Origin of the sequence: Halomonas sp. NyZ770, assembly GCF_020616575.1 — a bacterium.
GTDB lineage: Bacteria > Pseudomonadota > Gammaproteobacteria > Pseudomonadales > Halomonadaceae > Vreelandella > Vreelandella hamiltonii.
On the sequence record NZ_CP085143.1, the window covers coordinates 2,262,098 to 2,285,011 of the forward strand.

Sequence of the window (22,914 nt, forward strand, 5' to 3'; positions counted from 1 at the left end):
CTTTTTTGCGCAACAATCCGATGCTCCATAGACTCGAATTTCTCGACCTTCAGGCGTTCATTCTGGTGGCGGAACTGGGCACGTTTCATGAGGCTGCCCAGCGTCTTCACCTGTCCCAGCCCGCCCTCACTCGGCGCATCCAGAAACTGGAAGAACTCCTTGAAGTTGAACTACTTGAACGCACCACACGGCGTACACGACTAACCCCCATCGGGGCCGATTTCCTGCCCCGAGCACGGCGCATGCTGGAAGAGTACGAGTCGTCGATTCTGGGTATCCGCGAGCTGGTGACCCACCAGAAAGGCACGGTGACCATTGCCTGCCTGCCCACGGCGGCCTTCTACTTTTTGCCTAGTGTGATTCGCGTGTTCAGCGAGGCCTGGCCAGGCATTCGGATCCGCATTCTGGACGTCAGCGCCAACGAAGGTCTGGAAAAGGTCATCAATGGAGAGGCCGACTTCGGGATCAACATGATCAGCGCGCAAAGCTCGGAAGTACGCTTCACCCCGCTGCTGCGTGACCCTTTCGTGCTGGCGCTGCGCTCTGATCACCCGCTGGCCAGCAAGCAGCAAATCGAATGGAGCGACCTGGCAGATGTCCGCCTGATCACCGTCAGCCGGGACAGCGGCAACCGCACTCTGCTGGACAATGCCCTGTCGGCGGAAGGCGTGCACCTCAACAGCTTCTACGAAGTGCAGCACCTTTCCACCTCGCTGGGGCTGGTGGAATCGGGGCTCGGCGTGGCCATCCTGCCGCGCATGACCATGCCCGGCCCCGACCACGATACGCTCTGCTCTCGGGCGCTACCGGAGCCGCGCATTCAGCGCTCGATCGGCCTGGTGCGCAGCAATTCCCACAGCCTATCCAGCACGGCGCAGCTGTTTATCGACCTGCTGCTGGAGCACTGGGGTAACGGCTCTACCTAGCGCCGCCTACGGGCGTCAGCAAGGCCAGTATTGCCTCGATATCCAGGTGCGCCTCCAGCGTATCGGCCAGGCGGTCCAGCGCCTGTTCACGATGGGCGGTGTAATCGATGCGACTGGCGCTGGCCAGCCCCAACCGTTCCAGCAAGGCCTGACAGGCATCGGGGTGGTCGAACAACCCATGCAGGTAGGTCCCCAACACTTGCCCATCCTCGCTGATGGCCCCATCAAAATGGCCGCCCAGGTCGAAGAGCGGGCGCTCCAGCGCCTTGCCCTCACTCACGCCGTGATGGATTTCGTAGCCGCTCACCGCCACCTGGCTACCGGCCAGCACTCCGTGCACGTTGCGCAGTTGCTTGGCCGGGGCCATGCGCGTCGAAAGCGCCAGCCAGCCCAGGCCCGCCACCCGCCCGGCGGTTCCCTCCAGCCCTTCGGGGTCGTCCACCCACTCCCCCAGCATCTGAAAACCGCCGCAAATGCCCAGCACCTTGCCCCCGTAACGCAAGTGCCTGGCGATGGCAGCCTCCCACCCTTGGCGCTTCAGCCAGGCCAGGTCGCTGGCGGTGCTTTTACTGCCCGGCAGGATGATCACGTCGGCTGCCGGTATCGGCTGGTCCGGTCCGATAAAGCTCAACGACACCTGCGGGTGCAGGCGCAAGGCATCGAAGTCGGTGTGATTACTGATGCGTGGCAAGGCAGGCACGATGACGTTCAGGGTGTCGCGCTGTTTTTCTGCCTGCACCGTGCCAATGCTGTCTTCGGCATCCAACAGCAATCCGGGCAGATAGGGCAACGTACCCAGTACCGGTTTGCGGGTGCGCGCCGTCAGCCACTCGAGCCCCGGCTCCAGTAGCCCGATATCCCCCCGAAAACGGTTGATGATGAACCCCTTGGTCCGCGCCTGCTCGCTGTCGCTCAGCAGCGCCAGGGTACCCACCAGCTGGGCAAACACCCCGCCACGGTCGATATCGCCCACCAGCAGTACCGGGCAATCCACGGCTTCGGCAAAGCCCATGTTGGCGATATCGCCCTTGCGCAGATTGATCTCTGCCGGGCTCCCCGCCCCTTCGGCAATGATCACCTCATGGCGCTGGGACAACGCCTGCCAGGCGGCCATCACGCTCTCCTGGGCGGTACGTTTGAAGGCGTGATAATCCAGTGCATCCATATGGCCATGCACCTTGCCCCGCAGGATCACCTGGGCCCCCCGGTCCGTTTCCGGCTTGAGCAGCACTGGGTTCATGTCGCTGTGCGGCATCACCCCCGCCGCCTGGGCCTGAAGCGCAGTGGAGCGGCCAATCTCTCCGCCATCGATGGTCACGGCGCTGTTGAGCGCCATGTTCTGGGGCTTGAACGGAGCCACCGAGCCCCCCCGGCGCTGCAAAACACGGCACAGCCCCGCCACCACGGTACTTTTGCCTGCATCCGAGGTGGTGCCTTGAATCATCAGTGTGGTCATGGGAACTCATTGCAGTGGGCCAAAGGACGGCTTGCATTAAATAGCGCCCTGCCACCCCGTGCAAGAATCCCGATGCGTCACGGGCCTTAGCGATGCACCCGAAAACGCAAATGGAACGGGCTCAGCAGGCCCGGCATGGGGGCCTCTGCGGAGAGCTTTTCCGGGGGATGAAGTACGATGCGGGCCTGCCCCAACAGGGCAGCCAGGCAGTGGCTGGTGACCAGCAGCACCACATGCCTGCCGGGGCAGATACCCGGCCCACCGCTGAACGGAACCAGCGGCCAGGGCGTTTGGGTGTGGCTATGGCCTTCCGGCGTCAGCCAGAGCTCGGGGGTGAAGCGATGGGCGGCGTGCAGGTAGCGCTCGTCGCGATGAAAGTAGGGTGCGTGAATCAGTACCGAAGTGTTGGCGGGCATGGTGCCTGCCTGCCACTGGGTTGGCTGGGTGGTCTGGCGCAGCAGCAGCGGCGTGGTGGGCCACAGCCGTAGCGCTTCCAGCAGGGTGGCCTTGAAATCATCCAGCGGGTGGCCCTGTTGCGCTTTGGCCAGCGCCTGCGACGCGAAATCCGGGTGCGCGCTGAGCAGCGCCAGGGCGCGGAAGGTCGCCATGCCCGCTGGCTCGAAGGCAAACAGCCATTGGGGCACCTGCTGCAACGGTGCCTGCTCCCGGCCAGGGCACTGCTGAGCCAGCGCAGACATCAGGCTGCCGGGTGCCGCTTCACGCAGGTAATACGCCAGGCGCTGCTCGAAGCGCTTGCGCAGGCGCTGGCGCTTGGGGCGCAAAAAGCCCCAGTTGGCCGCTTTGCGGAGAGCAGTCAGCTCCTCGGTCAGTACGCGGTCATCGGCGGCGGCGTCGCCCAGCACCACGCGACGAACGATGCGGTCCCAGGTCAGCAGAAAGGTCGGCCAATCCAGCTCGTCATAGCGGGTGGCGACCCGCTCCAGCAGTGCCGTGACCTCTTCCTGCACTACCTGCACGAACGCCTCGGAAGCATCATGGTGAGGGCAATCGCTTTGCAGAACCCGCTCGTTCAGCGCCCTGCGCTGCTCGCGGGCCTCTCCTTCGGAAATCAGCGAGAACCCCGGCTCGAAGTGGCTGAGGGCACTGTGCTTGGCCTGCTCATTGGGTGAAAAGGGGGTGGGCGTATGCTCCAGCACATCGTTGGCATCGGCGGGGTCCAGCACCACCGCCATGGACTTCATCGGCACCTTGAGCATCAGCGGCCCGCGGCCATACTTCTCGCTCAGCGACTGCATGCGCTGTACGGCACGGGCGTCCAGCGACAACCGCTCGGCAACGCCGACCACATGGGGGCGACGAATGATCACCCCTTTGGCAATGTTGGGCGCCAGCACCTGGCACAGAATGGCCAGCGTATCGCGCAGTGACGCCGTGGGCAGAGGCCCCGCGTTGGATATCCTATCCATGAAAGCTCCTTTGACCGGGCAGGGTTCAGGCTGCAGTGTAGATGCCACCGGCCCCGCTGCAAGGGCTCCCACGGCAAACAGCATGTTTATCAACTCAAAGGGTTATCAAGGTTATTCCGCAGCGCCTCAGCGGGCTGCCGCCAGCAGACAGCCGGGCTTTTTTCCGCTAGGGTAGCGGCTCTTGAAGCGAGCGATGACCCCGAGATGCAAACGCTACTGAACGAGATTGCCGACGAGCTATCCCACGCCACCGAGCGCGGCAAGGTGGCCGACTACATTCCCCAACTGGCCCAGGTCGACCCCAACCAGTTTGCCATCAGCCTGGCCACCGTCGAGGGCGAGCGCTTCTCGGCGGGCTGCGCCGCCACGCCGTTCTCGATTCAGAGTATTTCCAAGGTCTTCACCCTGACCATTGCCCTGGGAAAGCTCGGCGATGCGCTGTGGTCCAACGTCGGCCGCGAACCCTCCGGCGACCCCTTCAACTCCATCGTGCAGCTGGAACACGAGAGCGGTAAACCGCGTAACCCGTTCATCAATGCCGGGGCCATTGCGGTGGTAGACGCCATCATGATGGGCCACGCCCCCAAGGAAACCCTGGCCGAAATATTGAGCTTCGTGCGCTATATCGCCGACGACAACAGCATCTGCTTCGACCATCAGGTCGCCGCCTCGGAAATGCAGCACAAGGACCGCAACGCCTCGCTGGCGCACTTCATGAAAGCCTTTGGGCGGCTGCGCCACGACGTGGACAAAGTGCTTGGCACCTACTTTCACCAGTGCGCCATCGCCATGAGCTGCGAGCAACTGGCCCACGCCGGGCTGTTTCTGGCTTCCGACGGCGTCAACCGCCCCAGCAACCTGCGGGTGGTGTCGCCCCAGCGGGCACGCCGAATCAACTCATTGATGATGATGTGTGGCCACTACGATGCCTCCGGAGAGTTTGCTTTCCGCGTGGGCTTGCCGGGCAAGAGCGGCGTGGGCGGCGGCATTCTGGCCATTGCGCCGGGGCGCGGCTCGCTGGCCGTCTGGTCACCGGGGCTGGATAGCTACGGCAACAGCCTTCTGGGAGTGCGCGCCCTGGAGATGTTCGTGCAGCGCACGGGCTGGTCCATATTTGGACATTAGCGTGCGCTAGCTGGGCACTAGCCGGTCACTCGCTTCAAGCGCTTTCCGAGGATTCCAGATGCTGGGCCGCTTCCCAGGCCTGCACCTGGCGTTTCACCTCCAGCCCCCAGCGGTAGCCACCCAGGGCGCCGCTTTGCTGAATCACCCGGTGGCAGGGAATCCATAGCGCCACGGGGTTGGCGCCCACCGCGTTACCCACCGCCCGAGACGATTTCGGCGCCCCCAGCCACTGGGCGATGTGGGAGTAGCTGGCAAGCTGCCCATCCGGAATCATCAGCAGTGCCCGCCACACGTTGAGCTGAAAGTTGGTGCCCCGCACATGCAGCGAAAGTGCACCAGGCGCTGCGCTGCGCGGCGGTTCGAACAGCGCCTCGACGGCGTAACGCGTGGCGTCCGGCTGGTGGCGCAAGGTACAGCGCGGCCACTCGGCGGCCAGCTGCGCCAGAATCTCCGCTTCGGGTGTCGCTGCCAGAAAGCCCATGCGGCAAATGCCTCTCGGGGTGGTGGCGACCAGCACCTGGCCAAACGGCGTGGGGTGAACCCCATAAGCAATTTCCACGCCCTCCCCCTGGCGCTTGAACTCCCCCGGCGTGACCGCCTCCAGCGTCACGAAATGATCGTAAAGCCGCGAGCCGCCGCTCAGCCCCAGCGCTTCGGCGGTGTCGGCAAGGCTCTGGGAAGAAGCAATCAACTGCTTGCCCCGCGCCAGCGTCAACGCTTGTAAAAAGCGCTTCGGGCTCACCCCCACATAGCGGCTGAACAGCCGCTGAAAATGGAACGCACTCAAGTGTACCTGCTCGGCCACCGCCTCCAGGCTCGGCTGCTGGGCGGCGTGGGCCACCATGAAGGCCATGGCTTTTTCGATACGGGCGTAGTCGTTCATCGCGTCCATCTCACGGGCAAAGGGGCAAAAAGAGGCTGATGCTCGCTAGAGCTTACCCAGTGAAAGGCCCGACACCTACCCGAATCTTGCGCACTACACATGCCGGTAAATCACCCGCAAGGGTTGCCCCAGGTGGCGTTGCAGCGACTCGGTCTGTTGGGGGCTCATGGCCCCTGTTCTGGGGTTGATGGCCGTGAGCGAAAACCGAGCGAACCCTTGGGGGAAGGAGTAGTCGAGCTGGTGCACGCTGGCAACGCTGCCGCAGCACGGTAGCGTCTGGGGAAGGAGCGCAAAGCCACGCTGCGCGTCGTAATCCTGATCCATCAGGAGATGCCACTCAGGAAGGGTCAGCTCTTGTGCGCACAGGTGGCAGCGCACGTACTCGAAGTTGCTGCCACAGTCATGAAACATCACATGCTCTGATACCTGCTCGTCTATACTCTCTGCCTCGGGCATCCACTGCCACAACGCAGCCTTGGCCTGGGCTACCTGCTGCGCAGAGGGCAGATAGTGAGGCTCTGCCGGAATGATGACGATATGATGATCACTCATGTGAGTCACTCCGTGTGAGTCGGTCCAAGTGCGTCGGTCAATGAATACGCAACAGTCTACTCTACACGACAACCCCGCACATTCATCATGTGCGCCGCCGCCAGTCGGCCATGCCATTTACGTCAGGAGGACACGATGGCGCTGATCTCTACCCGTACCCAGCACTGGCTGGAGCGTTTGAACGGCTCCAAACACATGCTCTGGCTGATCGCCACCCTCTCGTTTCTGGAAACCATCATACTGCCCGTGCCCATCGAGCTGGTACTGATCCCGTTGATGGCGGTGAACAAACAGCGGATCTGGGCGATTGCCACGGCCACCACGCTGGGCTGCCTGGTGGCGTCGTTGGTGGGCTATAGCGTGGGCATGGTGCTCTACCAATCGGTGGGAACCTGGTTTATCGAGTTCATGGGCATGGAAGAGAGCTATCAGGCGTTTCAGGGCTTCTTCAACCGCTACGGGTTTGCCGCGATTCTGGCCATCGGCATTCTTCCCATCCCCTTCCAGGTGGCCATGATTACCGCCGGGCTCTCCGGTTACCCCATCCTGCTATTCGTGCTGGCGGCGCTGCTCTCACGCGGGCTGCGCTACTACGGGCTGGCCTGGCTAGTGAAACGCTATGGCAAACGGGTTGAAACCCTGTGGAAGCGCCATGCACTGATGACCAGCCTCGCACTGGGCAGCGCGGTGCTGGTCATCGTGTTGGTCATGCAGGCATTGGCGGGGATGATCGTATGATGGGCTAGCAGCTGATTGGCCCAGCCGTCACTCGATATAGTAACCACTGACCCGCCAGGTGCCGTTTTCCAGATGTGGGGTTACTACCTCGACCACTCGGGGGCGGTTGGCAAACTGGGTCTGGAAGGTAACGACCTTGAAGTCGCCCCGTTCAGCGCCGGGCATGGAGGTGTACTGCGAAACGCGCACTCGGCGGCGCGATTGCACCGAGCCAAAGTCCTTGCGCGACAGCGCAACGGTGCGTTCAAGCATAGTGGCAGAAAGCGGTGTGCTCAGCAGTGGCGAAGCGGCTTCCCATGCCTGTTCATACTCGCTGTTGTCGATCTTCGCCAACCACGCCAGCGCCGCCTCCTCTGCCGCCTGCACAGATGCCTGAGCCGTTGCGGTAAGCATCAACAGGGCAGCGGACAACAACAGAGCACGTAATTTGGGCATGGCAGACTCGTTAGTGGCTAAGAAAAGACGTACCTTTCTATTATCGGAAAATCGCCAGGATTCTTTAGCCCTCCGTCAGGCATAGCCGCATGAAACAGCTATTGGGATCAAGCCGGTAGCTGCCGAACGGCCCGCAATACTCGAACCCGAACCAAGCATATAAACGGCGGGCGGGTTCGAATATGTATCATCGCCCTCTCCGTTGGCTAGCCAAACCCGGCTTCTCAAATACGAAGCGCTCGTATACCATGCGCCACCTCTTTCCTTTAGCGTTCACCGTTAGGCCACCATGTCCGTCAACGCGCTCTACACCGACCTTTCCGGCTATTACGATCTGATGTGCGTCGACATCGACTACCGCGCGCAAAGTAACGCCATTCATCGCCTGCATCAGCTGTTTGGCAACGCGGGCAGCCAGCACCTGGACCTGGCCTGCGGCACCGGCCCCCACGTGCGCCATTTTCTGGATGTGGGTTACACCAGCAGCGGGCTGGACATTCACCAGCCGATGCTGGACCTGGCGGCCACCCGCTGCCCGGAAGCTCACTTTTCGCTGCAAGACATGGGCCAATTCGAGGTGGATGAGCCGGTGGATTTGATCACCTGCTTTTTATACTCCATCCACTACAACGCCAACCTGGAAAAGCTGAGCGCCTGCATCGCCAGCGCCCACCGCGCCCTGCGCACCGGCGGCGTACTGTGCTTCAACAGCGTGGACAAGGAGCGCATCGACAACGCGCTGTTCGTCAAGCACACCGCCCAGCAGGGCGAGGATCGCTTCACGTTCCGTTCGGGTTGGCACTATGCGGGGCAAGGGGAACGGCAAACGCTGCGGCTCAGTATCGAAAAAAGCACGCCTGCGGTCACTCAGGTATGGAATGACGAGCACCCCATGGTGGCGGTCAGCTTTGGCGAACTCATCGCCCTGCTGACGCCCTACTTCGAGGTGCACGTGTTCGAACACGACTACCAGACCATCACCCCGTGGGACAACGCATCTGGCAATGCCATCTTCGTGTGCGTGAAGCGCGACGGCTAAGGTATTTACCTCAGGCGTCAGCTCTCCTGGCTGGGGCGCTGCTGCTGTTGCACGCCCATCAGGAAGTTGCGCAGCATCTGGTCCTTGCACTCGCGGTAATTCTTGTGGCTTGGCTTGCGGAAGAACGCGCTCAGCTCGTGGGGGCTGAGCGGCAGCTCCACCTGCTCGAACACCTCCAGCACGTCTTCGGCCTTCATGTTCAGCGCAATACGCAGCTTCTGGAACACCATGTTGTTGTTCAGCTGGGTTTCCGGCGCAGGCACCGGGCCTTCGCGCTTGCCCCGCTTGAAGCTGATGAAGCCATTCAAAAACGCCGCCAGCTCACGGTTCTTCATGGGTACCAGCGCTTCGTCCTCGTCCTTCTTCAGCCAGGCCGTTACCTGGGCAGGCGTCACGTCCACCTCTGCCAGGGCGAAGATATTGACGATGGTGGCTTCCTTCAAATCGAAGGCATAGCGAATACGGCGAAAAATATCGTTATTGGTCAAGGGGACTCCTAACCGTTGGTGAGCGTGGCCAGCAGCTCGTCGATCTCTGCTTTCAGCTCGTTGTCTTCAATCGTTTGGGCGCTGGCCTGGGCGCGCTGCAAGCTTTCGATGGCGGCCTGGGGCTCGCCCAGCTCCACCTGCAGGGTGGCCATGGAAAAGCCAATCGAGGCCAGATGGTCGTTCGACTGCTTGGCCACCGCCTTGTCCAGCGCCTTTTGGTAGATCGGCAGCGCGTCTTCCAGCTCTTCGGTGAAGTCGGCCAGGGTTTCCCACTGCTCGGGGTGGTCTTTCTCGGTGTTCTCATGCTCGGTGCAGATCGCCTGCAGCTCGGCGTAAAGCGCTTCAAAGGTGGCGCGGTCATCCTTGGACGCGGCCTTCATCAGCTTTTCGGCCAGCTCGTACACCGCCTTGTAAATTTTGGTGTTGATCATCAAACCACGACCTTATCGACGTAAAACAGCAGGCTAAAGCACACAGGCTTCGCCGGGAAGGGGGCATTATACCTTGTGTGAGGCGGGGTACGGTGACGCGGCGGGCAATATTCGAGCAACGGCGGGCCGATTTTACGCTATGCTGCACCACTTTTTACGTTCGACCCACCTACGACTCGCTGTCAGGGCCCCTTATGCCTTTTTCTACACTCGGTTTATCCACTCCCCTCGTTCAGGCGATTACCGAACTCGGTTACCAGACGCCCACGCCCATCCAGGAACAGGCCATTCCCGCCATTCTCTCGGGCAAGGACCTCATCGCCACCGCCCAAACCGGCACCGGCAAAACCGCCGCCTTCGTGCTGCCACTGCTGGAGCGCTTCAGCAAGGCAGAAGCACTGCGGGCCAAGCGCATCCGCGCGCTGATTCTGGTGCCCACTCGCGAGCTGGCGGTACAGGTCAACGCCAGCGTGGCGCAATACGCCAAGCATACCCAGCTCACCTCGATGGCCGCGTATGGCGGTGTGGATACCGCGCCCCAGAAGGAGCGTTTGATCGAAGGCGTGGACATTCTGGTGGCCACACCGGGCAGGCTGCTGGACCTGGCCCATCAGCGCGCCCTGCACTTCGACGAGCTTCAGGTCATGGTGCTGGACGAAGCGGACAGAATGGTCGACATGGGCTTTGTGGATGATATTCACAAGATCATCGTGCGCCTGCCGGAACAGCGCCAGAACCTGCTGTTCACGGCCACAATGACCCAGGACGTTCGCGCCCTCGCCCGCAGCTTTTCAGACAGCAAGATGACCGACCTGGCCGCCAACATCGCCATCACCCCCAACGTTCGCGCCGCCGACACCATCGAACAGTGGCTGATCACGGTCGACAAGGACACCAAATCCGCCCTGCTCAGCCACCTGATCAACGAACAGTCCTGGGACCAGGCGCTGATCTTCGTCGAGAAGAAGCACAGCGCGGCCAAGCTGGTGGCCCAGTTGGAGAAGCGCGGCATCGTCGCGGACTCCATCCATGGCGGCAGAAGCCAGGCCATGCGCGAAAAGATTCTGGCCCAGTTCAAAACCGGTGAGCTCAAGTACCTGGTGGCCACCGGCGTCGCGGCGCGGGGGCTGGATATCGGCGAGCTGAGCCGAGTGGTGAACTACGACTTACCCTTCCAGCCGGAAGAGTACATCCACCGCATTGGCCGCACCGGCCGCGCCGGGGCCTCCGGGGAAGCCATCTCGCTGGTGGATATCAGCGACTTCAAGAACCTATGTGCCATCGAACGGCGCATGAACCAGCTCATCGAGCGCCGGGAAGTGGCAGAGTTTCCAGTCAAGAAGGCCGTCCCGGCCTCCAATTTGAAGCATGTGAAGAAAGGCAGCCGCTAGACGTTGCACGCAGCGTCGGCGAGCGATGGCCCGCAGGCAGGTGGCAGGCCTTACCCCTGAGCGGGTGAAAACGCCGCCAGCAGCTCGGCGTTGGTGGGGTACTTCTCCATCAGCGCCAGCAGCTTCTGCGCGCCGTCGGTTGGCTTGAGCGGCGCCAAGGCTCTGCGCAGGCTGCGTACCTTTTCGATCTCGTGGGCCTCGATCAATAGCTCTTCTCGGCGGGTACTGCTTTTGGCAATATCGAGCGCCGGGAAGATGCGCTGGCTGGCCACCTCCCGCGACAGCACCAGCTCCATGTTGCCGGTGCCCTTGAACTCCTCGAAGATCACCTGATCCATGCGGCTTCCTGTCTCCACCAGCACGGTGGCCAGAATGGTCAGCGAGCCGCCGTTTTCGAGGTTCCGTGCCGCCCCGAACAGTTTGCGGGGGATTTCCAGCGCCCGGGTATCCAACCCGCCCGACATGGTACGCCCACTGCCCCGCTGCCCCGCGTTGTGCACCCGGGAAAGCCGCGTCAATGAATCGATCACGATCATCACATCGTGCCCTTCCCCGGCTTGCCTGCGCGCCGTTTGCAGCAGGTTATCGGCCACGCGCACATGGTGGGCGTAGCTTTCGTCAGACGACGAAGCGTGCACCTCGGCGGTCACGCTGCGCTTGAAATCGGTCACTTCCTCCGGGCGCTCATCGATCAACAGGGCATACAGCTTGATCTCGGTATACGCCGCCGCCACGGCCTGGCAAATATGCTTCAACAGCGTGGTTTTCCCCGCCCCCGGCGGCGCCACGATCAGCCCGCGCTGCCCCATGCCAATGGGCGTGATCAAATCCATCGCCCGCACGCTGTACTCACGAACGCCATTGGCCAGATAAAGGCGCGGGAAAGGATGAATGGCGGTGCCGTTGAGAAAGCGCTTTTCGGGGTCGGTGTGTGATTGCTCTTCGGGTGAGGAATCGGCCACTGTGTCGGCGGGCTTGGCCTCTGGAGGCCGTTTCGTTTTGAGGCTTAGGGTTTTGCGGGTCATGGTTGGAGCCGTCTTGTCAAAGTGAGGGTTCGTGGTTGGCCGTGTTCGTGGTGACTCGACGGCGGATGTTAAACGTAGGCATGGTATTCAACGACCTCCCTGACGGTACACAGCGCTTTTTCAAGCTGCTGAATATCTACCGATGCTAGCGCAAGACGGATGGCATGGGGCACCTGGGCTGCCGTTGAAAAGGGCGCAGCGGTCGATACACTGATGCCTTGTTGTAAAAGCGCACTTGCCACCCGGTCGGCGCGCCCCTCTTCCAGCAAGGGCAGCCAAACGCAGTAAGACGCAGGGTGTGCCTGATAGCGCATGCCCTTGAATATCCGAGCCACCACCACTTGCCGCTGTGCGGCATCCTCACGCTTTTGCTGCTCCAAACGCGCCACCGTTCCCTCTTGCACCCATTGGCATACCATCGCCGTCATCACCGCTGGCGTATTCCAGGTCGTCGCACGAATCGTGCGCTCTATATCGGCAACCCATTGTGCAGGTGCCACCACGTAGCCAACCCGCAAGCCGGTGGCCACGCTTTTGGAGAAACTTGACACGTATATCGTACGTTCGGGGGCAAGCTTGGCCAGCGGCGGAGGCGCCTGGGTCTCAAGAAACGCATAGGGAGCATCCTCGATGATCAGAAAATCGTGTTGCTCGGCCAAGGCAATGAGCTGATGCCGCCATGCCAGCCCCATTACCCACCCCATGGGGTTATGAACGGTGGGCTGAACATAGACTGCACGAACGCGGCGGCGCTGGCAAAGTCTCGCGAGTGCACACAAGTCGGTTCCTTCCACATTGGCGGGCACTGCTGCCAGTTCCAACCCTAAGCGATGCGCCAGGACACTAAAGCCTGGGTACGTGATGGCATCGACGGCGATCACATCACCCGGCTTGAATAGCGCCATGGCCGTGGTCGCCAAGCCATGCTGAGCACCATCGACCAGCAATAACCGTTCCGCAGCGACGTTTAGACCACTGCGCATCACGTGCTCGGCAACGATCTCTCTCTCATGCAGACGACCACCGTGGGGCTGGTAGTGGAGCAATGCACTCACATCACCTGATGAAGCGAGCTGGCTTAGCGCTGTGCGCAGCAGATCCGCCTGCCCCGCCACAGTGGGGTAATTGAAGCTGAGGTCTAGCAGGCCATCGACGACTTGCTGCTGGTCTACCCCCAGCCCCGGCGGCAGCGCAGTATCTCTCACAAACGTTCCTCGCCCCGTTTCTCCCACCACAAGCCCCATGGCTTCAAGCTCGGCGTATACCCGAGTTGCCGTGGCCAGCGCCAACCCGTGCCGCTGGGCAAGTTGCCGGTGCGTAGGTAAGCGCATGCCAGGGCGGTACTTTCCAGCACGAATCTCCAGCGCGAAGGCATCGACTACCTGTTTGTATCGGGCACGTGGCATGGGCATTGTATCCATGACAATAATTTGATTGTGATATATACCATGCCTAGCATGCGATACGTGACCCCACCTGGAGCTTCACCTCATGCATATCGCCATCCTTACCTTCGAAGGCTTCAACGAACTTGACTCATTGATTGCCTTGGGCATTTTGAATCGCATCAAACAGCCCGGCTGGCGCGTATCGCTCATGTGCCCGGAAGCCAAGGTGACATCGATGAATGGCGTTACCCTCCACGCCCAAGCCTCTTTCGCAGAGCTGGCAAGCGCCGATGCCGTCCTGATCGGTAGCGGCATCCATACCCGTGAGATTGCTGAAAACGAGCACTTGATGGCCCAGCTCACGTTGAACCCCGACCAACAACTTTTGGGCGCACAGTGCTCGGGCACCTTGCTGCTCGCCAAACGCGGCCTTCTCGGGAACGTTCCTGCCTGTACCGATCTCACCACCCGGCCCTGGGTGATGGACGCAGGCATCGAGGTATTGAATCAGCCGTTCTTTGCCAGCGGAAATATCGCCACTGCAGGTGGCTGCCTGGGCTCACAATACCTGGCCTGTTGGATGATAGCCCGCCTGGTGGGCATGGAGGCAGCCGAAGAAGCCATGCATTATGTGGCCCCAGTGGGGGAGAAAACAGAATACATCGAGCGCATGGTACGCAATATTGGCCCATACCTTCCAGCGGCAGGGTCTTCGCCACGGATGGCGACTCATATGAGTGAATAATGGCGTGGTGTGATAGGCATGCCAAGGAAAAGGCTACGCTACTGGCACAGATCACCGCTTCTGAAGGATCGCTGAATAAGTGTGCCAGTGCTTGTTTTTGCCCATGAGCGTCATCCCTGCCCTGCTTTGTTCTTGAAGGGTAATGACGTGATAGTCATCAGCAAATAGCGTGGCAAGCGTAGCGGGCGTGTGGATGGTCAGATGGCGGCTTTCATCTTGCGCCCAGGTATCTTCAGGCCCCATGAAATGGCCACAAAACATGCCCCCTGAGCTCAACGATTGAGTCAACCTGTGCCACACCGCTGGAAATACGTCAGGGTGACAAAAGAACAGACTCATACACGCGGTAATCAAGGAAGCAGGCGGGTACTCGAACTCATCAAAACGGGCCTGAGAGGTAAACAGCGACAACCCCAGATGCGCCTTGCCCGCTTCTTGTAAGCGCTCGATGGCCAGTGGGTGATGGTCAAACGCATGCACCCGATAACCGCGCTCCACCAAAAACAGGGCATTCCGCCCTGCCCCACAGCCCATATCAATGGCGGTCCTGGGCAGCTCGCCGGGTAGCCGCTCGACGGATTCACGTAGGTGCGGATAAATATCCATCTGCTTCGAGCGCTCATAATAAGTGCCGTGGTTCATTCTGCCCCTCCATATGCCAAGGATGCATGATCACGTGAATACCTCACGGCACCGTGCGTTACGACGACACATCGGCACCATAGGCTTTTCGATAAAACCAAAAGCTCATTAAAAGCGCCAGAATGTTCACCCCCACCAGGGTGGGAAACGAGTCATTCATGAACGAATACTGAAAACCACTGCCCAGCATGGCGTTATAGCCATAACTGATATTGCCCAAACCCACCCACACGGACAGGTAAGCACCCGAGCCAAAAAAGTAGCCCAGCACAGGCGTATTAAAAACAGGCACCTGTATTAGCCAAAATTTGAAATTGGCACGCGCTGCGTTCGGCTGTTTCTCTAACAATTGAATGCCGCACCAGATACCCCACGAAAACAACACAATAAAACCAATACAAAATAGCCAGTCCAGAACATGCGATGACACCATCATGTAAGGCATTGTGGAAGATATACCAATACCTCCCCCCGCAATCGTCATAGCCCCCAATACGCGCCGCGTCCAATCGTTCATCTTTATCCTTAGCCAAACGTATAAGCATGCTCAAATTAAGGGGGCTAATTAAACCATGAGACAAGTGGTAAAAAAAGTAGCTTTGGAAGCGGTTCTGGTATGCTACTGGGATTGTATCAGGGGTGATGTCAGACCTCTTACAAAAGGCCCAGCCAGTCGTTAATCAAGGCTAATACATCCGCCCCAACCGTCGGTTATGCATTATTCGTAGTGGCTCCAAAGCTTGAGAACTTTCACCACTCGCTCGTCATCGAGCACTTGAGAGACCAGGCGATGCTGAATATTGATGCGGCGTGAATAGGCCCCCGCAAGATCACCCACAAGCTTCTCAAACGGGGGCGGCTTGCGGTATGGGTCTTCCGCTATCAGCGCTAGCCGTTCCTGCGCTTTTGGTTTGAGGCCGCGGGAGGCCAGCTTCGCAGTGGCGGGACTTTATCGCGTCGGCCTGCCTTGCCTTGTTATGGGTGCTTTGCCATGATATACCAATATTTGGTACAGGAGTCTCCCCATGGCTAGAAATACCAGCATTACACTCGGCCCCCACTTTGACGAGTTTATAGCCACTCAGGTTGAAAAGGGCCGCTATGGCTCGGTGAGCGAGGTGGTACGTGCCGGACTGCGTCTGCTTGAAGAAACAGAAAGTAAGCTTGAACGGCTCCAACGCCTCCTGGATGAAGGCGAGCAGAGTGGAATCGCAGAGTATTCCCTTGAAAGCGTTATTACCGAACTGGACAACGAAGCTCACTGATGCGTCCATACCTGCTCACTGCCTCTGCCCGAAAAGACGTTGTCGAGATAGGCCGCTTCACCACCGAAAAGTGGGGAAAGCGCCAACGCGATACGTACCTCAGGCAGCTTGACGATGCTTTCAAGCGGCTCGCTCGCCAACCTGATATTGGCCGCGATGCGGGTGACATAAAACCAGGGTACAAAAAATTCAGTCAGGGCAGTCATGTTATCTTTTACAGAGCCGGTACGGAATCCAGAATCGTTGTCATCCGAATTCTCCACAACAGTATGGATGTGGAGCAGCATCTTTAACGTCCCGCATCACCGGCTGTGAAAGCAGAGCGAAACGTCGCTTTCAACAGTCCGGTGCATGCGGTTGTTAGAGAATGTCTACCTACTGCCATCGTGGACAATGATAAAGTAGCGGCTGTTCACCCATCCTTGCTTTGCCTCATTTGCAACATAGTCAAAATACTCAACCTTCGTCCATTCATTGGCCTTTTCTAATTGACGAACCTTCTGGTTCCGTCGGAGAACATCTAGGACATCATAATTTGTACCAGGCCCTGCCCGGAGGTTGATCGAGCGATCAGCGACGAGATATGTTAACTCGTCAGGCTGAAGGCACAGCGCTTCTAACTGGCTCGATATGGTTTGCTCCATCTCATCCATCCGCGTCATAATTCTCTCTTCTGATTGCTCAGCAGACATCTGGGCGAGGTAGAAGAGAAATAGAGCAAAGAGTAGATTCAGATAGAATTCGGCACTCAAAGCGCCTGAAGGGCCGCTTTCCGCTCTTTGCTTAACGGACTCTGTCAGTCCGTCTAGCGGCTCACCGACACCTTCACTTTGTTGACGCTCGTATTCATCCGCGAGCAAATTATAAGCTTCGGTGAACGTCAACGCGCCGTAACCGGTTGTAATGCGGTCAGCGACAGTTGAAAAAGCCTCCAAAATAGGATGACGTTCAAGGGCTTGAATAGCTCTTATTGCCGGTGATTCCTGGGTCTTCTGAATCGCTTCAAATGCAGGGGACCCTTCAAAGTCTCGAACTGCCCTCAAAGCAGGCGAATCCTCCAAATCACGAATTATGCGCATGACTGGAGAGTCTTCAAGCTGGCGAATAGCCTGCATGGCTGGCGAATTCTGTAATTCACGCATTGCTCGCAAAGCAGGCGAGTTATTTAGTTGACAGACCATCCGGGACACTGGGGAATCCTCTATTGCTCGAATCGCCTTCATCGTTGGCGATTCATCAAACTTTCGCAATGCTCTTAGGGCAAGGTCTTTGTCGGGTTTCTTCATTCCATAGGCTCTAACGCTTGGTTCAGGTGCGCCGTAGGCGTCACCTGGAACCACTTGTTATGAGCGTATTACACAACCTTCTATACGCCTCTCAGTCAATGTAAACTCGGCATTGAAGTGTGCATTTAAAGCCAGCTGAAGATCGTCAATAGTTACATTTGGTTTAAAGTATGTAAATCCATGCAAGCTCAATGAGCCTGAGGAGTCATCCTTTATTGAAAATAAATCCTCAATCAAGTCAACAGCTTCTAAGCTTTGCCAACAAAAAGGAACAACTCCTGTATGAACAAATGTGTTAGTCCATGTATTGATTGCTTTCAATAAATTCAAACACACAGGAAACTCTATAAAGTCAGTATTGTTGGCAAAAAAATCTAGTAGCGAGCTTATCGAGACAAACTTAAAACCACCGCCAGCTTTCTCGACCTTTTCTAATCCAATCATGTTTTTTAACTTAATTTCGATAGATTGGCGTATTAGAGTTGGCATCGTGGAGAAATTGAAATTTCTACAAGTTGTTTCAGCTATGTATTTTTTGGTGAAGTATGAGAACTTGGCATGTAGAAAGAATTGATGACTTGATAAATAGTTGTCGCGACCAACTTGATAATCCAAGCCCAAACGGCTGCCTGATATTTGATCAAGCAATGAGATATCAGAAATTAACTCTCGCGTGAGCAGTACAAGATCGTTTTCAGTTAAAATATTCTTGTAATATTCGTTGAACTTGGAATCACCATTAACAATTTTTTCAATTTGATTGCATGCTGACTTGCATTGCGCCTCAAACCAAACTTCATTTATGTCGCCACTATAAAGATGAGAAAGATATTGATCCGTGTTTTTATTTTTCAAGTAATTTTCCAGCTTAACCTTTAAGCCAATAAGATTGGACTTATTGTGCTCTAGATTACGCATTGCAATTTCATCCAATTCTTCTGAGATATCCATATGTATTCCTTCATTCATAACGCCGCAATCACGCGCTTGTCTCGTGCATTGCCTTGTTAACCATTCTAGTCACGCAATAGGACGTCTAGGCTATTCATAACCTTCCGTTCTATTAGCTTTAAGTCCTCAATCGATTTTTCGGGATCGGGAACTCTATTGAGCACTGCTCTAATGGTCTCAGAGGCTTGTCCATCATACTCCTCCAACAAACTCAAGAGACCTTTTTCACTTATCAAACCGGCGATCGCTCTCGCTTTTTTTAAGTGGTATTCATTAGCAAGCATCTCCTGACCAACTTGACTCACAAACTCTTCGGTCGCTTCATTGTAATTTTGAAAAAGTGATTCCTGTGCCGAAACGTAACGATATAGGTGGCCGGAGAAAATTGACAAGGCATCGACTAGCTCGGCAACTTTTTCTCTTCGGAATTTTACTGCCTCATTCTGTCTAGAATCTCTAAGGCGCTGCTTTTCGATAAAGTAAGGTAACAAGCCGGCCACTAGGCCAGAAAGTAAGCCAGCAAATGCTGGTATCCCAATTTTTATCATGTCGCTTAAAACTTCAAGCCTGGCAATTTCAATAGCGACTTCTTCCATTTATCCGTTTCCACCCACAGCTCAGCGGGAATAGTTAACGCCGCCAACACGCGCAGCTTTGTAGTGAAGGCGCAGCCGCAACGGAAAAGCTGTCGCCGTGATTGGCCTGGTTAGGCTTGCGTCCAAGGAACTTTAAAACCGTTCATCACGTATCGCTGGTAGTACGAGTTCTCGAACGTAAGATGCGCCAGACAAATTAAGGAGTGTTTTAACAACATTTACTACATCATGAACCGGAACAAGTTGCCCCTCCCCTCGGAGAGCAGCCTCGTCTAGAGGAACGGAAAGCCCATCTTCAGTGTTCAAGTAACCCAATTGCAGACATGTAACCGCTAGGCCATCGTCTCTAAAGCTCTCCCTCAACGCGTCACCAATTCCCGTCAGCGAGGACTTCGAAGCCCCAAATGTGACTTCTGGTCGTCCACTCTGGCGAAGCCCTGACGTTGACCCAGTCAGAATCAACTTAGGATTAGTCGAACCGAGGAGCTTAGGGATTAGCCTTTTCAGAAGCAGAATGGTAGCAGTGATGTTAATATTCACCATTGCAACAATACTTTCATCCGAATCGTCAAGAAATTTGTACTCATCCGTAAAAGCCGCCTCTTCCCATATGCCCAGATTGTATATGAGCACATCCAACTCAGGAGGCGCCTGCTGCTCAATCTGCACGGCCGCTTCGAGCGGAGCCGCTAGATCAGACTCGATCCAGTCGAGACGAACTGAGTCGGGCACGCTGAGATCATTTGGCCGAGCACGGGAAACTCCAACAACGCTGTCTCCGGACGCACAAAGCCCTTCGATAAATGCCCGACCGAGACCTCTACTCGCTCCAACGACCATCAACCTCATAAATCAACTCTCCTTTTAGCCTAACAGTGATTATACGCCCTTCCACATAACACTATTGATGGTCATTAATGTTATACCGGCACTCAAACAGGCATAAACCACTGTTTCTAATATACTATGCCTGACACATGGCAGCATAACCAAAATTCGCGTGGCCGCTGCTTTTTACGATTTAATCATACTCTATTGATAAATTTGGCTTTGGTCACGCAGATTTTTTGAAAAATTGCGTTGGGTCAAGGGATGGAGTGGTTTGAGGAGTGTGAGTGAGGGGATGTGGCGGGGCCGGGGCGGCTGGGGGCCGCCTTCGCGGGTGCCTTCCTCGCTCGTTGCTCTCGCTCGGGCGTTACGCCGCGCTACGGGTGGGGTGAGGTTTGGTGGCTTGATCGTCGCGAGCTGAAGCTGCCTCCCACAAGGGCGGGTGGGGTGAGGTTTGGTGGTTTGATCGTCGCGAGCTGAAGCTGGCTCCCACAAGGGCGGGTGGGCTGAGGTTTGGTGACTTGATCGTCGCGAGCTAAAGCTCCCTCCCACAAGGGCGGGTGGGGTGAGGTTTGGTGGCTTGATCGTCGCGAGCTGAAGCTGCCTCCCACAAGGGCGGGTGGGGTGAGGTTTGGTGGCTTGATCGTCGCGAGCTGAAGCTACCTCCCACAAGGGCGGCTGGCGCCGCCTTCGCGGGTGCCTTCTTCGCTCGTTGCTCTCGCTCAGGCGTTACGCCGCGCTACGGGGGCCGAACGCCTAACACTCACGAGTCCCCCTCCCCTTGCACTTCTCTCCTCACTTCAAAGCTCGATGCCTTTTTGGGCTTTGATGCCTTGGTCTTTGAAGGCGTGTTTGACGACTTTCATTTCGGTGACGGTGTCGGCGAGGTCGATGAGGGGTTGGGGGGCGTAGCGGCCGGTGACGATGGCGTGTTGCATGGGGGGGCGGGCTTGCAGGTCGTCGAGGATCTGGTCCAGGTCGAGGTACTCGTAGCGCAGGGCGATGTTGAGTTCGTCGAGCAGTACCATGTGGTAGCTGTCGTCTTGCAGCATGCGCTTGGCTTGTGCCCAGGCGGCGTTGGCGGCGGCGACGTCGCGTTCGCGGTCCTGGGTGTCCCAGGTGTAGCCTTCGCCCATGACGTGGTAGTCCACGTTGGGCAGGTTGCGGAAGAAGGCTTCTTCGCCGGTGCTGAACGCGCCCTTGATGAACTGCACCACGCCTACCTTCATGCCGTGGCCCAGGGCGCGGGCGAGCATGCCAAAACCGGAGCTGCTTTTGCCTTTGCCGGGGCCGGTGAGCACCAGCAAGATGCCCTGCTCTTTGTCGGCGCGGGCAATGCGCTCGTTCATGATTTTTTGCTTGGCCGCCATGCGCTGGGCATGGCGTTCCGGGGTTTTGGCATTTTCGCGCATGGGGGCTCCTTGGGGTGTTTTACGCTTTCAGTACATAGCGCAGGGTTTCCACGACCTGATCGGTGGTGGTGCACCAGGCTTGGGCCTGGGCGTCGACTTCTTTCAGCGGGTGAACGATCTCTTCGCTGTGCAGCGTGATGTAGGGCTTGGCCAGGGCTGCGCAGTAGCCTGCATCGAAGGCGGCGTTCCACTGCTTGTACTTGTCGCCGAAGCGCACCACCACTAGATCGGCTAGCTCGATCAGCGTGCGGGTGCGGATGGCGTTCACTTTGGAGGACTGGTGGTCGCGCCAGAAGCCGTTGTCCGGCTTGCCCAGGTGGTCGCCAGCGGCATCGGAGGCGTCGTGGTCGGTCACCGGGGCGGTGAAGACCACGTCCAGGCCTGCGGCTTCTGCGCCGCGCTGGATCTCTTCGCGCCAGTCGGTGTGGATCTCGCCGGAAAGGTAGACGTAAAAGCTCATGGTGGCTCCTTGGGGTTGGGGAGTGTGTGTCGCCCTATCATAGCCCACTGGGCTTTATGGAAAAACCTTCCATATTTGTTTCCCGGCGACCCGCCTCCCCTGCCCGTTACGCGGCGGGCTGCAGTGCCTGACCGGTGAAAATATCCGCTACCAGCCTGGGCGCGGAGGGAAAGTAGCCGTGGAAGTAGCTGGCCACCAGCGCGCCCTCGATGTAGATCGGTTCGGCTTCGCTGCCTGCCAGCTTGCGAGTGCGGGCCAGCGGCTTCAGGGAGGTGTCCAGCAGCGAGTGGTGGTAGGTGTGGCCGCGCAGTTCGCCGCGTTGGGTGTGCAGGCTTTGCAGCCCAAGCGCAGTGAGCTTTCCGGCCATTCTGGCGGTGCCCGGCAGTAGCCCCAGCATGGCGTGGCCGTTGCCGCCGCCATCTACCAGCTGCTCTACGCAGCTCATCAGCCCGCCGCACTCGGCCAGTATGGGCTTGCCTGACCAGTGGTGGGCGCGAATGGCATCGTGCATGGGCTGGTTGGCGCTGAAGCGGGCGGCGTGGAGTTCCGGGTAGCCGCCGGGCAGCCACAGGGCATCGCACTCTGGCAGCGCAGTGTCATTGAGCGGCGAGAAGAAGCGCAGCATGGCACCCATCTCTTCGAGCACATCGAGATTGGCGCGGTAGAGAAACGCGAAGGCGTCGTCCTTGGCGATGGAGATACGCACGCCGCGCAGATGTGCCGGGGCAGGCGTGGGGGCTTCAGCGCGGAGCGTGACCCGCTTGGGCAGGCGGCCCAGCCCGGCCTCTTCCAGCACGTTCGCGGCGGCATCCAGCTGGGCATCCAGGCCGCCCAGTTCGCTGGCTTGCACCAGGCCCAGGTGGCGGTCGGGGATCTGCATGGCCTCGTGGCGGGGAATGGCCCCCAGCAGGGCAATGCCTTCCGGCATGCTTTCGGCCAGCAGTTTGCCGTGGCCGGGGCTGCCCACGCGGTTGGCGATCACTTCGTGAATGGCGAGATCCGGGTGGTAGTTGGCCAGGCCCTGGGCCACCGCGCCGAAGGTTTGCGCCATGCCCCATGCATCGATGACCGGCAGCGCGGGAATACCCGCCAGTATGGCCAGGTCCGCGCTGGAGGGCGAGCCATCGAACAGCCCCATGGAGCCTTCCACCAGAATCACATCGGCTTCCTGGGCGGCTTTGGCCAGCCGCCAGCGGCACTCGTGCTCGCCGGTCATCCAGGGGTGAAGCTGGTACACCGGCTGGCCAGAGGCGACCTCTTGCACCATGGGGTCCAGGTAGTCGGGGCCGTGCTTGAACACCCGCACGGTGCGCCCGGCATTGCGGTGCAGTCGAGCCAGTGCCGCCGTCACCATGGATTTGCCCTGGCCGGAGCCGGGGGCGCTGATCAACGCGGCGTGTGCTTCACCTTGCAACATGTGGCTTC

At 58.5% G+C, this 22,914-nt stretch carries 27 protein-coding genes; 8 read left to right on the forward strand and 19 right to left on the reverse strand.

The annotated features are described in order from the left end of the window. The first annotated feature begins 20 nt into the window (after positions 1 to 20). On the forward strand, positions 21 to 926 hold the full coding sequence (locus tag LG409_RS10420) for a LysR family transcriptional regulator (protein WP_039179974.1): 906 nt from the start codon (positions 21 to 23) through the stop codon (positions 924 to 926). Here LG409_RS10420 and LG409_RS10425 read toward each other — a convergent pair. Then, positions 919 to 2,382 carry a cobyric acid synthase gene (locus LG409_RS10425; protein WP_227406604.1) on the reverse strand — a complete coding sequence of 488 codons (1,464 nt, stop codon included), beginning with the start codon at positions 2,380 to 2,382 and terminating at the stop codon, positions 919 to 921. The two genes, LG409_RS10420 and LG409_RS10425, sit on opposite strands and share 8 nt — an antisense overlap. 86 nt (positions 2,383 to 2,468) lie before the next feature. Next, a complete protein-coding gene (locus LG409_RS10430) occupies positions 2,469 to 3,809 on the reverse strand; it encodes a cytochrome P450 (RefSeq protein WP_227406605.1) in 1,341 nt (446 codons plus the stop codon). A 204-nt stretch (positions 3,810 to 4,013) separates the two neighbouring features. On the opposite strand from LG409_RS10430, the gene LG409_RS10435 reads away from it, so the two are divergent. Next, the gene (locus LG409_RS10435; RefSeq protein WP_081138889.1) at positions 4,014 to 4,934 is read left to right on the forward strand and encodes a glutaminase; all 921 of its coding nucleotides are present in this window, start codon (positions 4,014 to 4,016) and stop codon (positions 4,932 to 4,934) included. Between the two features lie 34 nt (positions 4,935 to 4,968). Here the strand turns inward: LG409_RS10435 and LG409_RS10440 are convergent, their stop codons facing one another. Continuing rightward, entirely contained in the window at positions 4,969 to 5,817 is an 849-nt protein-coding gene (locus tag LG409_RS10440) for a bifunctional transcriptional activator/DNA repair enzyme AdaA (protein WP_227406606.1), read from the reverse strand. 93 nt (positions 5,818 to 5,910) lie between these two features. Further along, a complete protein-coding gene (locus tag LG409_RS10445) occupies positions 5,911 to 6,369 on the reverse strand; it encodes a hypothetical protein (RefSeq protein ID WP_227406607.1) in 459 nt (152 codons plus the stop codon). Positions 6,370 to 6,504: 135 nt separating this feature from the next. Between LG409_RS10445 and LG409_RS10450 the strand changes: the two genes are divergently transcribed. Beyond that, positions 6,505 to 7,107: a YqaA family protein gene (locus LG409_RS10450; RefSeq protein ID WP_096922798.1), complete on the forward strand. Its 603-nt coding sequence runs from the start codon at positions 6,505 to 6,507 to the stop codon at positions 7,105 to 7,107. 27 nt (positions 7,108 to 7,134) lie between these two features. Here LG409_RS10450 and LG409_RS10455 read toward each other — a convergent pair whose 3' ends face one another. Then, positions 7,135 to 7,542, reverse strand: a complete 408-nt coding sequence (locus LG409_RS10455) for a DUF4019 domain-containing protein (RefSeq protein WP_039179653.1) — start codon at positions 7,540 to 7,542, stop codon at positions 7,135 to 7,137. Positions 7,543 to 7,831: 289 nt separating this feature from the next. On the opposite strand from LG409_RS10455, the gene LG409_RS10460 reads away from it, so the two are divergent. After that, the gene (locus tag LG409_RS10460) at positions 7,832 to 8,581 is read left to right on the forward strand and encodes a class I SAM-dependent DNA methyltransferase (protein WP_227406608.1); all 750 of its coding nucleotides are present in this window, start codon (positions 7,832 to 7,834) and stop codon (positions 8,579 to 8,581) included. Between the two features lie 17 nt (positions 8,582 to 8,598). On the opposite strand, the gene LG409_RS10465 is transcribed toward LG409_RS10460, so the two are convergent. Beyond that, positions 8,599 to 9,069: a DUF1456 family protein gene (locus LG409_RS10465; RefSeq protein ID WP_227406609.1), complete on the reverse strand. Its 471-nt coding sequence runs from the start codon at positions 9,067 to 9,069 to the stop codon at positions 8,599 to 8,601. A gap of 8 nt (positions 9,070 to 9,077) precedes the next feature. Then, positions 9,078 to 9,500, reverse strand: coding sequence for a Replicative DNA helicase (locus tag LG409_RS10470; protein WP_081138882.1), 423 nt, complete (start codon positions 9,498 to 9,500; stop codon positions 9,078 to 9,080). Positions 9,501 to 9,694: 194 nt separating this feature from the next. Here LG409_RS10470 and LG409_RS10475 point away from each other — a divergent pair, with 194 nt between their 5' ends. Continuing rightward, positions 9,695 to 10,891, forward strand: a complete 1,197-nt coding sequence (locus LG409_RS10475; RefSeq protein ID WP_227406610.1) for a DEAD/DEAH box helicase — start codon at positions 9,695 to 9,697, stop codon at positions 10,889 to 10,891. 50 nt (positions 10,892 to 10,941) lie between these two features. Here the strand turns inward: LG409_RS10475 and rho are convergent, their stop codons facing one another. Both rho and LG409_RS10485 read right to left on the reverse strand, forming a co-directional pair. Continuing rightward, positions 10,942 to 11,916, reverse strand: a complete 975-nt coding sequence (gene rho / locus LG409_RS10480) for a transcription termination factor Rho (RefSeq protein ID WP_227406611.1) — start codon at positions 11,914 to 11,916, stop codon at positions 10,942 to 10,944. Positions 11,917 to 11,984: 68 nt separating this feature from the next. Continuing rightward, the gene (locus LG409_RS10485; protein ID WP_227406612.1) at positions 11,985 to 13,322 is read right to left on the reverse strand and encodes an aminotransferase-like domain-containing protein; all 1,338 of its coding nucleotides are present in this window, start codon (positions 13,320 to 13,322) and stop codon (positions 11,985 to 11,987) included. Positions 13,323 to 13,407: 85 nt separating this feature from the next. Between LG409_RS10485 and LG409_RS10490 the strand changes: the two genes are divergently transcribed. Then, positions 13,408 to 14,049: a DJ-1/PfpI family protein gene (locus LG409_RS10490; protein WP_227406613.1), complete on the forward strand. Its 642-nt coding sequence runs from the start codon at positions 13,408 to 13,410 to the stop codon at positions 14,047 to 14,049. Between the two features lie 51 nt (positions 14,050 to 14,100). Here LG409_RS10490 and LG409_RS10495 read toward each other — a convergent pair whose 3' ends face one another. The 3 genes from LG409_RS10495 to LG409_RS10505 form a co-directional block, all read right to left on the reverse strand. After that, the gene (locus LG409_RS10495; RefSeq protein WP_227406614.1) at positions 14,101 to 14,691 is read right to left on the reverse strand and encodes a class I SAM-dependent methyltransferase; all 591 of its coding nucleotides are present in this window, start codon (positions 14,689 to 14,691) and stop codon (positions 14,101 to 14,103) included. A gap of 58 nt (positions 14,692 to 14,749) precedes the next feature. Next, on the reverse strand, positions 14,750 to 15,208 hold the full coding sequence (locus LG409_RS10500; RefSeq protein ID WP_227406615.1) for a hypothetical protein: 459 nt from the start codon (positions 15,206 to 15,208) through the stop codon (positions 14,750 to 14,752). A 201-nt stretch (positions 15,209 to 15,409) separates the two neighbouring features. Next, positions 15,410 to 15,622, reverse strand: a complete 213-nt coding sequence (locus LG409_RS10505; RefSeq protein ID WP_227408109.1) for a Txe/YoeB family addiction module toxin — start codon at positions 15,620 to 15,622, stop codon at positions 15,410 to 15,412. A gap of 94 nt (positions 15,623 to 15,716) precedes the next feature. On the opposite strand from LG409_RS10505, the gene LG409_RS10510 reads away from it, so the two are divergent. Continuing rightward, positions 15,717 to 15,956 (forward strand): type II toxin-antitoxin system ParD family antitoxin, encoded by a 240-nt coding sequence (locus LG409_RS10510; RefSeq protein ID WP_016914150.1) that lies wholly within the window; start codon positions 15,717 to 15,719, stop codon positions 15,954 to 15,956. Continuing rightward, positions 15,956 to 16,249 (forward strand): type II toxin-antitoxin system RelE/ParE family toxin, encoded by a 294-nt coding sequence (locus tag LG409_RS10515; RefSeq protein WP_213262573.1) that lies wholly within the window; start codon positions 15,956 to 15,958, stop codon positions 16,247 to 16,249. Before LG409_RS10510 ends, LG409_RS10515 begins: the two co-directional genes overlap by 1 nt. Before the next feature lie 78 nt (positions 16,250 to 16,327). Here the strand turns inward: LG409_RS10515 and LG409_RS10520 are convergent, their stop codons facing one another. The 7 genes from LG409_RS10520 to LG409_RS10550 all read right to left on the reverse strand — a co-directional run bounded on the left by LG409_RS10520 (position 16,328) and on the right by LG409_RS10550 (position 22,906). Continuing rightward, positions 16,328 to 17,242, reverse strand: a complete 915-nt coding sequence (locus LG409_RS10520; RefSeq protein ID WP_227406616.1) for an SH3 domain-containing protein — start codon at positions 17,240 to 17,242, stop codon at positions 16,328 to 16,330. A gap of 57 nt (positions 17,243 to 17,299) precedes the next feature. Then, entirely contained in the window at positions 17,300 to 18,193 is an 894-nt protein-coding gene (locus LG409_RS10525) for a hypothetical protein (RefSeq protein ID WP_227406617.1), read from the reverse strand. Positions 18,194 to 18,258: 65 nt separating this feature from the next. Next, on the reverse strand, positions 18,259 to 18,789 hold the full coding sequence (locus LG409_RS10530; protein ID WP_227406618.1) for a hypothetical protein: 531 nt from the start codon (positions 18,787 to 18,789) through the stop codon (positions 18,259 to 18,261). Between the two features lie 132 nt (positions 18,790 to 18,921). Continuing rightward, the gene (locus tag LG409_RS10535; RefSeq protein ID WP_227406619.1) at positions 18,922 to 19,638 is read right to left on the reverse strand and encodes an SDR family NAD(P)-dependent oxidoreductase; all 717 of its coding nucleotides are present in this window, start codon (positions 19,636 to 19,638) and stop codon (positions 18,922 to 18,924) included. Between the two features lie 779 nt (positions 19,639 to 20,417). Continuing rightward, positions 20,418 to 21,029, reverse strand: a complete 612-nt coding sequence (gene cobO, locus LG409_RS10540) for a cob(I)yrinic acid a,c-diamide adenosyltransferase (RefSeq protein WP_227406620.1) — start codon at positions 21,027 to 21,029, stop codon at positions 20,418 to 20,420. Between the two features lie 19 nt (positions 21,030 to 21,048). Then, on the reverse strand, positions 21,049 to 21,489 hold the full coding sequence (locus tag LG409_RS10545; RefSeq protein WP_227406621.1) for a YtoQ family protein: 441 nt from the start codon (positions 21,487 to 21,489) through the stop codon (positions 21,049 to 21,051). 106 nt (positions 21,490 to 21,595) lie between these two features. Further along, on the reverse strand, positions 21,596 to 22,906 hold the full coding sequence (locus LG409_RS10550; protein WP_227406622.1) for a cobyrinate a,c-diamide synthase: 1,311 nt from the start codon (positions 22,904 to 22,906) through the stop codon (positions 21,596 to 21,598). Positions 22,907 to 22,914: the final 8 nt, after the last annotated feature.

Coding starts and splice junctions, on each gene's coding strand:
- LG409_RS10420 (WP_039179974.1), top strand. CDS start 21: ATGCTCCATAGACTCGAATTTCTCGACCTTCAGGCGTTCATTCTGGTG.
- LG409_RS10425 (WP_227406604.1), bottom strand. CDS start 2,382: ATGACCACACTGATGATTCAAGGCACCACCTCGGATGCAGGCAAAAGT.
- LG409_RS10430 (WP_227406605.1), bottom strand. CDS start 3,809: ATGGATAGGATATCCAACGCGGGGCCTCTGCCCACGGCGTCACTGCGC.
- LG409_RS10435 (WP_081138889.1), top strand. CDS start 4,014: ATGCAAACGCTACTGAACGAGATTGCCGACGAGCTATCCCACGCCACC.
- LG409_RS10440 (WP_227406606.1), bottom strand. CDS start 5,817: ATGAACGACTACGCCCGTATCGAAAAAGCCATGGCCTTCATGGTGGCC.
- LG409_RS10445 (WP_227406607.1), bottom strand. CDS start 6,369: ATGAGTGATCATCATATCGTCATCATTCCGGCAGAGCCTCACTATCTG.
- LG409_RS10450 (WP_096922798.1), top strand. CDS start 6,505: ATGGCGCTGATCTCTACCCGTACCCAGCACTGGCTGGAGCGTTTGAAC.
- LG409_RS10455 (WP_039179653.1), bottom strand. CDS start 7,542: ATGCCCAAATTACGTGCTCTGTTGTTGTCCGCTGCCCTGTTGATGCTT.
- LG409_RS10460 (WP_227406608.1), top strand. CDS start 7,832: ATGTCCGTCAACGCGCTCTACACCGACCTTTCCGGCTATTACGATCTG.
- LG409_RS10470 (WP_081138882.1), bottom strand. CDS start 9,500: ATGATCAACACCAAAATTTACAAGGCGGTGTACGAGCTGGCCGAAAAG.
- LG409_RS10475 (WP_227406610.1), top strand. CDS start 9,695: ATGCCTTTTTCTACACTCGGTTTATCCACTCCCCTCGTTCAGGCGATT.
- rho (WP_227406611.1), bottom strand. CDS start 11,916: ATGACCCGCAAAACCCTAAGCCTCAAAACGAAACGGCCTCCAGAGGCC.
- LG409_RS10485 (WP_227406612.1), bottom strand. CDS start 13,322: ATGCCACGTGCCCGATACAAACAGGTAGTCGATGCCTTCGCGCTGGAG.
- LG409_RS10490 (WP_227406613.1), top strand. CDS start 13,408: ATGCATATCGCCATCCTTACCTTCGAAGGCTTCAACGAACTTGACTCA.
- LG409_RS10495 (WP_227406614.1), bottom strand. CDS start 14,691: ATGAACCACGGCACTTATTATGAGCGCTCGAAGCAGATGGATATTTAT.
- LG409_RS10500 (WP_227406615.1), bottom strand. CDS start 15,208: ATGAACGATTGGACGCGGCGCGTATTGGGGGCTATGACGATTGCGGGG.
- LG409_RS10510 (WP_016914150.1), top strand. CDS start 15,717: ATGGCTAGAAATACCAGCATTACACTCGGCCCCCACTTTGACGAGTTT.
- LG409_RS10515 (WP_213262573.1), top strand. CDS start 15,956: ATGCGTCCATACCTGCTCACTGCCTCTGCCCGAAAAGACGTTGTCGAG.
- LG409_RS10520 (WP_227406616.1), bottom strand. CDS start 17,242: ATGAAGAAACCCGACAAAGACCTTGCCCTAAGAGCATTGCGAAAGTTT.
- LG409_RS10525 (WP_227406617.1), bottom strand. CDS start 18,193: ATGGATATCTCAGAAGAATTGGATGAAATTGCAATGCGTAATCTAGAG.
- LG409_RS10530 (WP_227406618.1), bottom strand. CDS start 18,789: ATGGAAGAAGTCGCTATTGAAATTGCCAGGCTTGAAGTTTTAAGCGAC.
- LG409_RS10535 (WP_227406619.1), bottom strand. CDS start 19,638: ATGAGGTTGATGGTCGTTGGAGCGAGTAGAGGTCTCGGTCGGGCATTT.
- cobO (WP_227406620.1), bottom strand. CDS start 21,029: ATGCGCGAAAATGCCAAAACCCCGGAACGCCATGCCCAGCGCATGGCG.
- LG409_RS10545 (WP_227406621.1), bottom strand. CDS start 21,489: ATGAGCTTTTACGTCTACCTTTCCGGCGAGATCCACACCGACTGGCGC.
- LG409_RS10550 (WP_227406622.1), bottom strand. CDS start 22,906: ATGTTGCAAGGTGAAGCACACGCCGCGTTGATCAGCGCCCCCGGCTCC.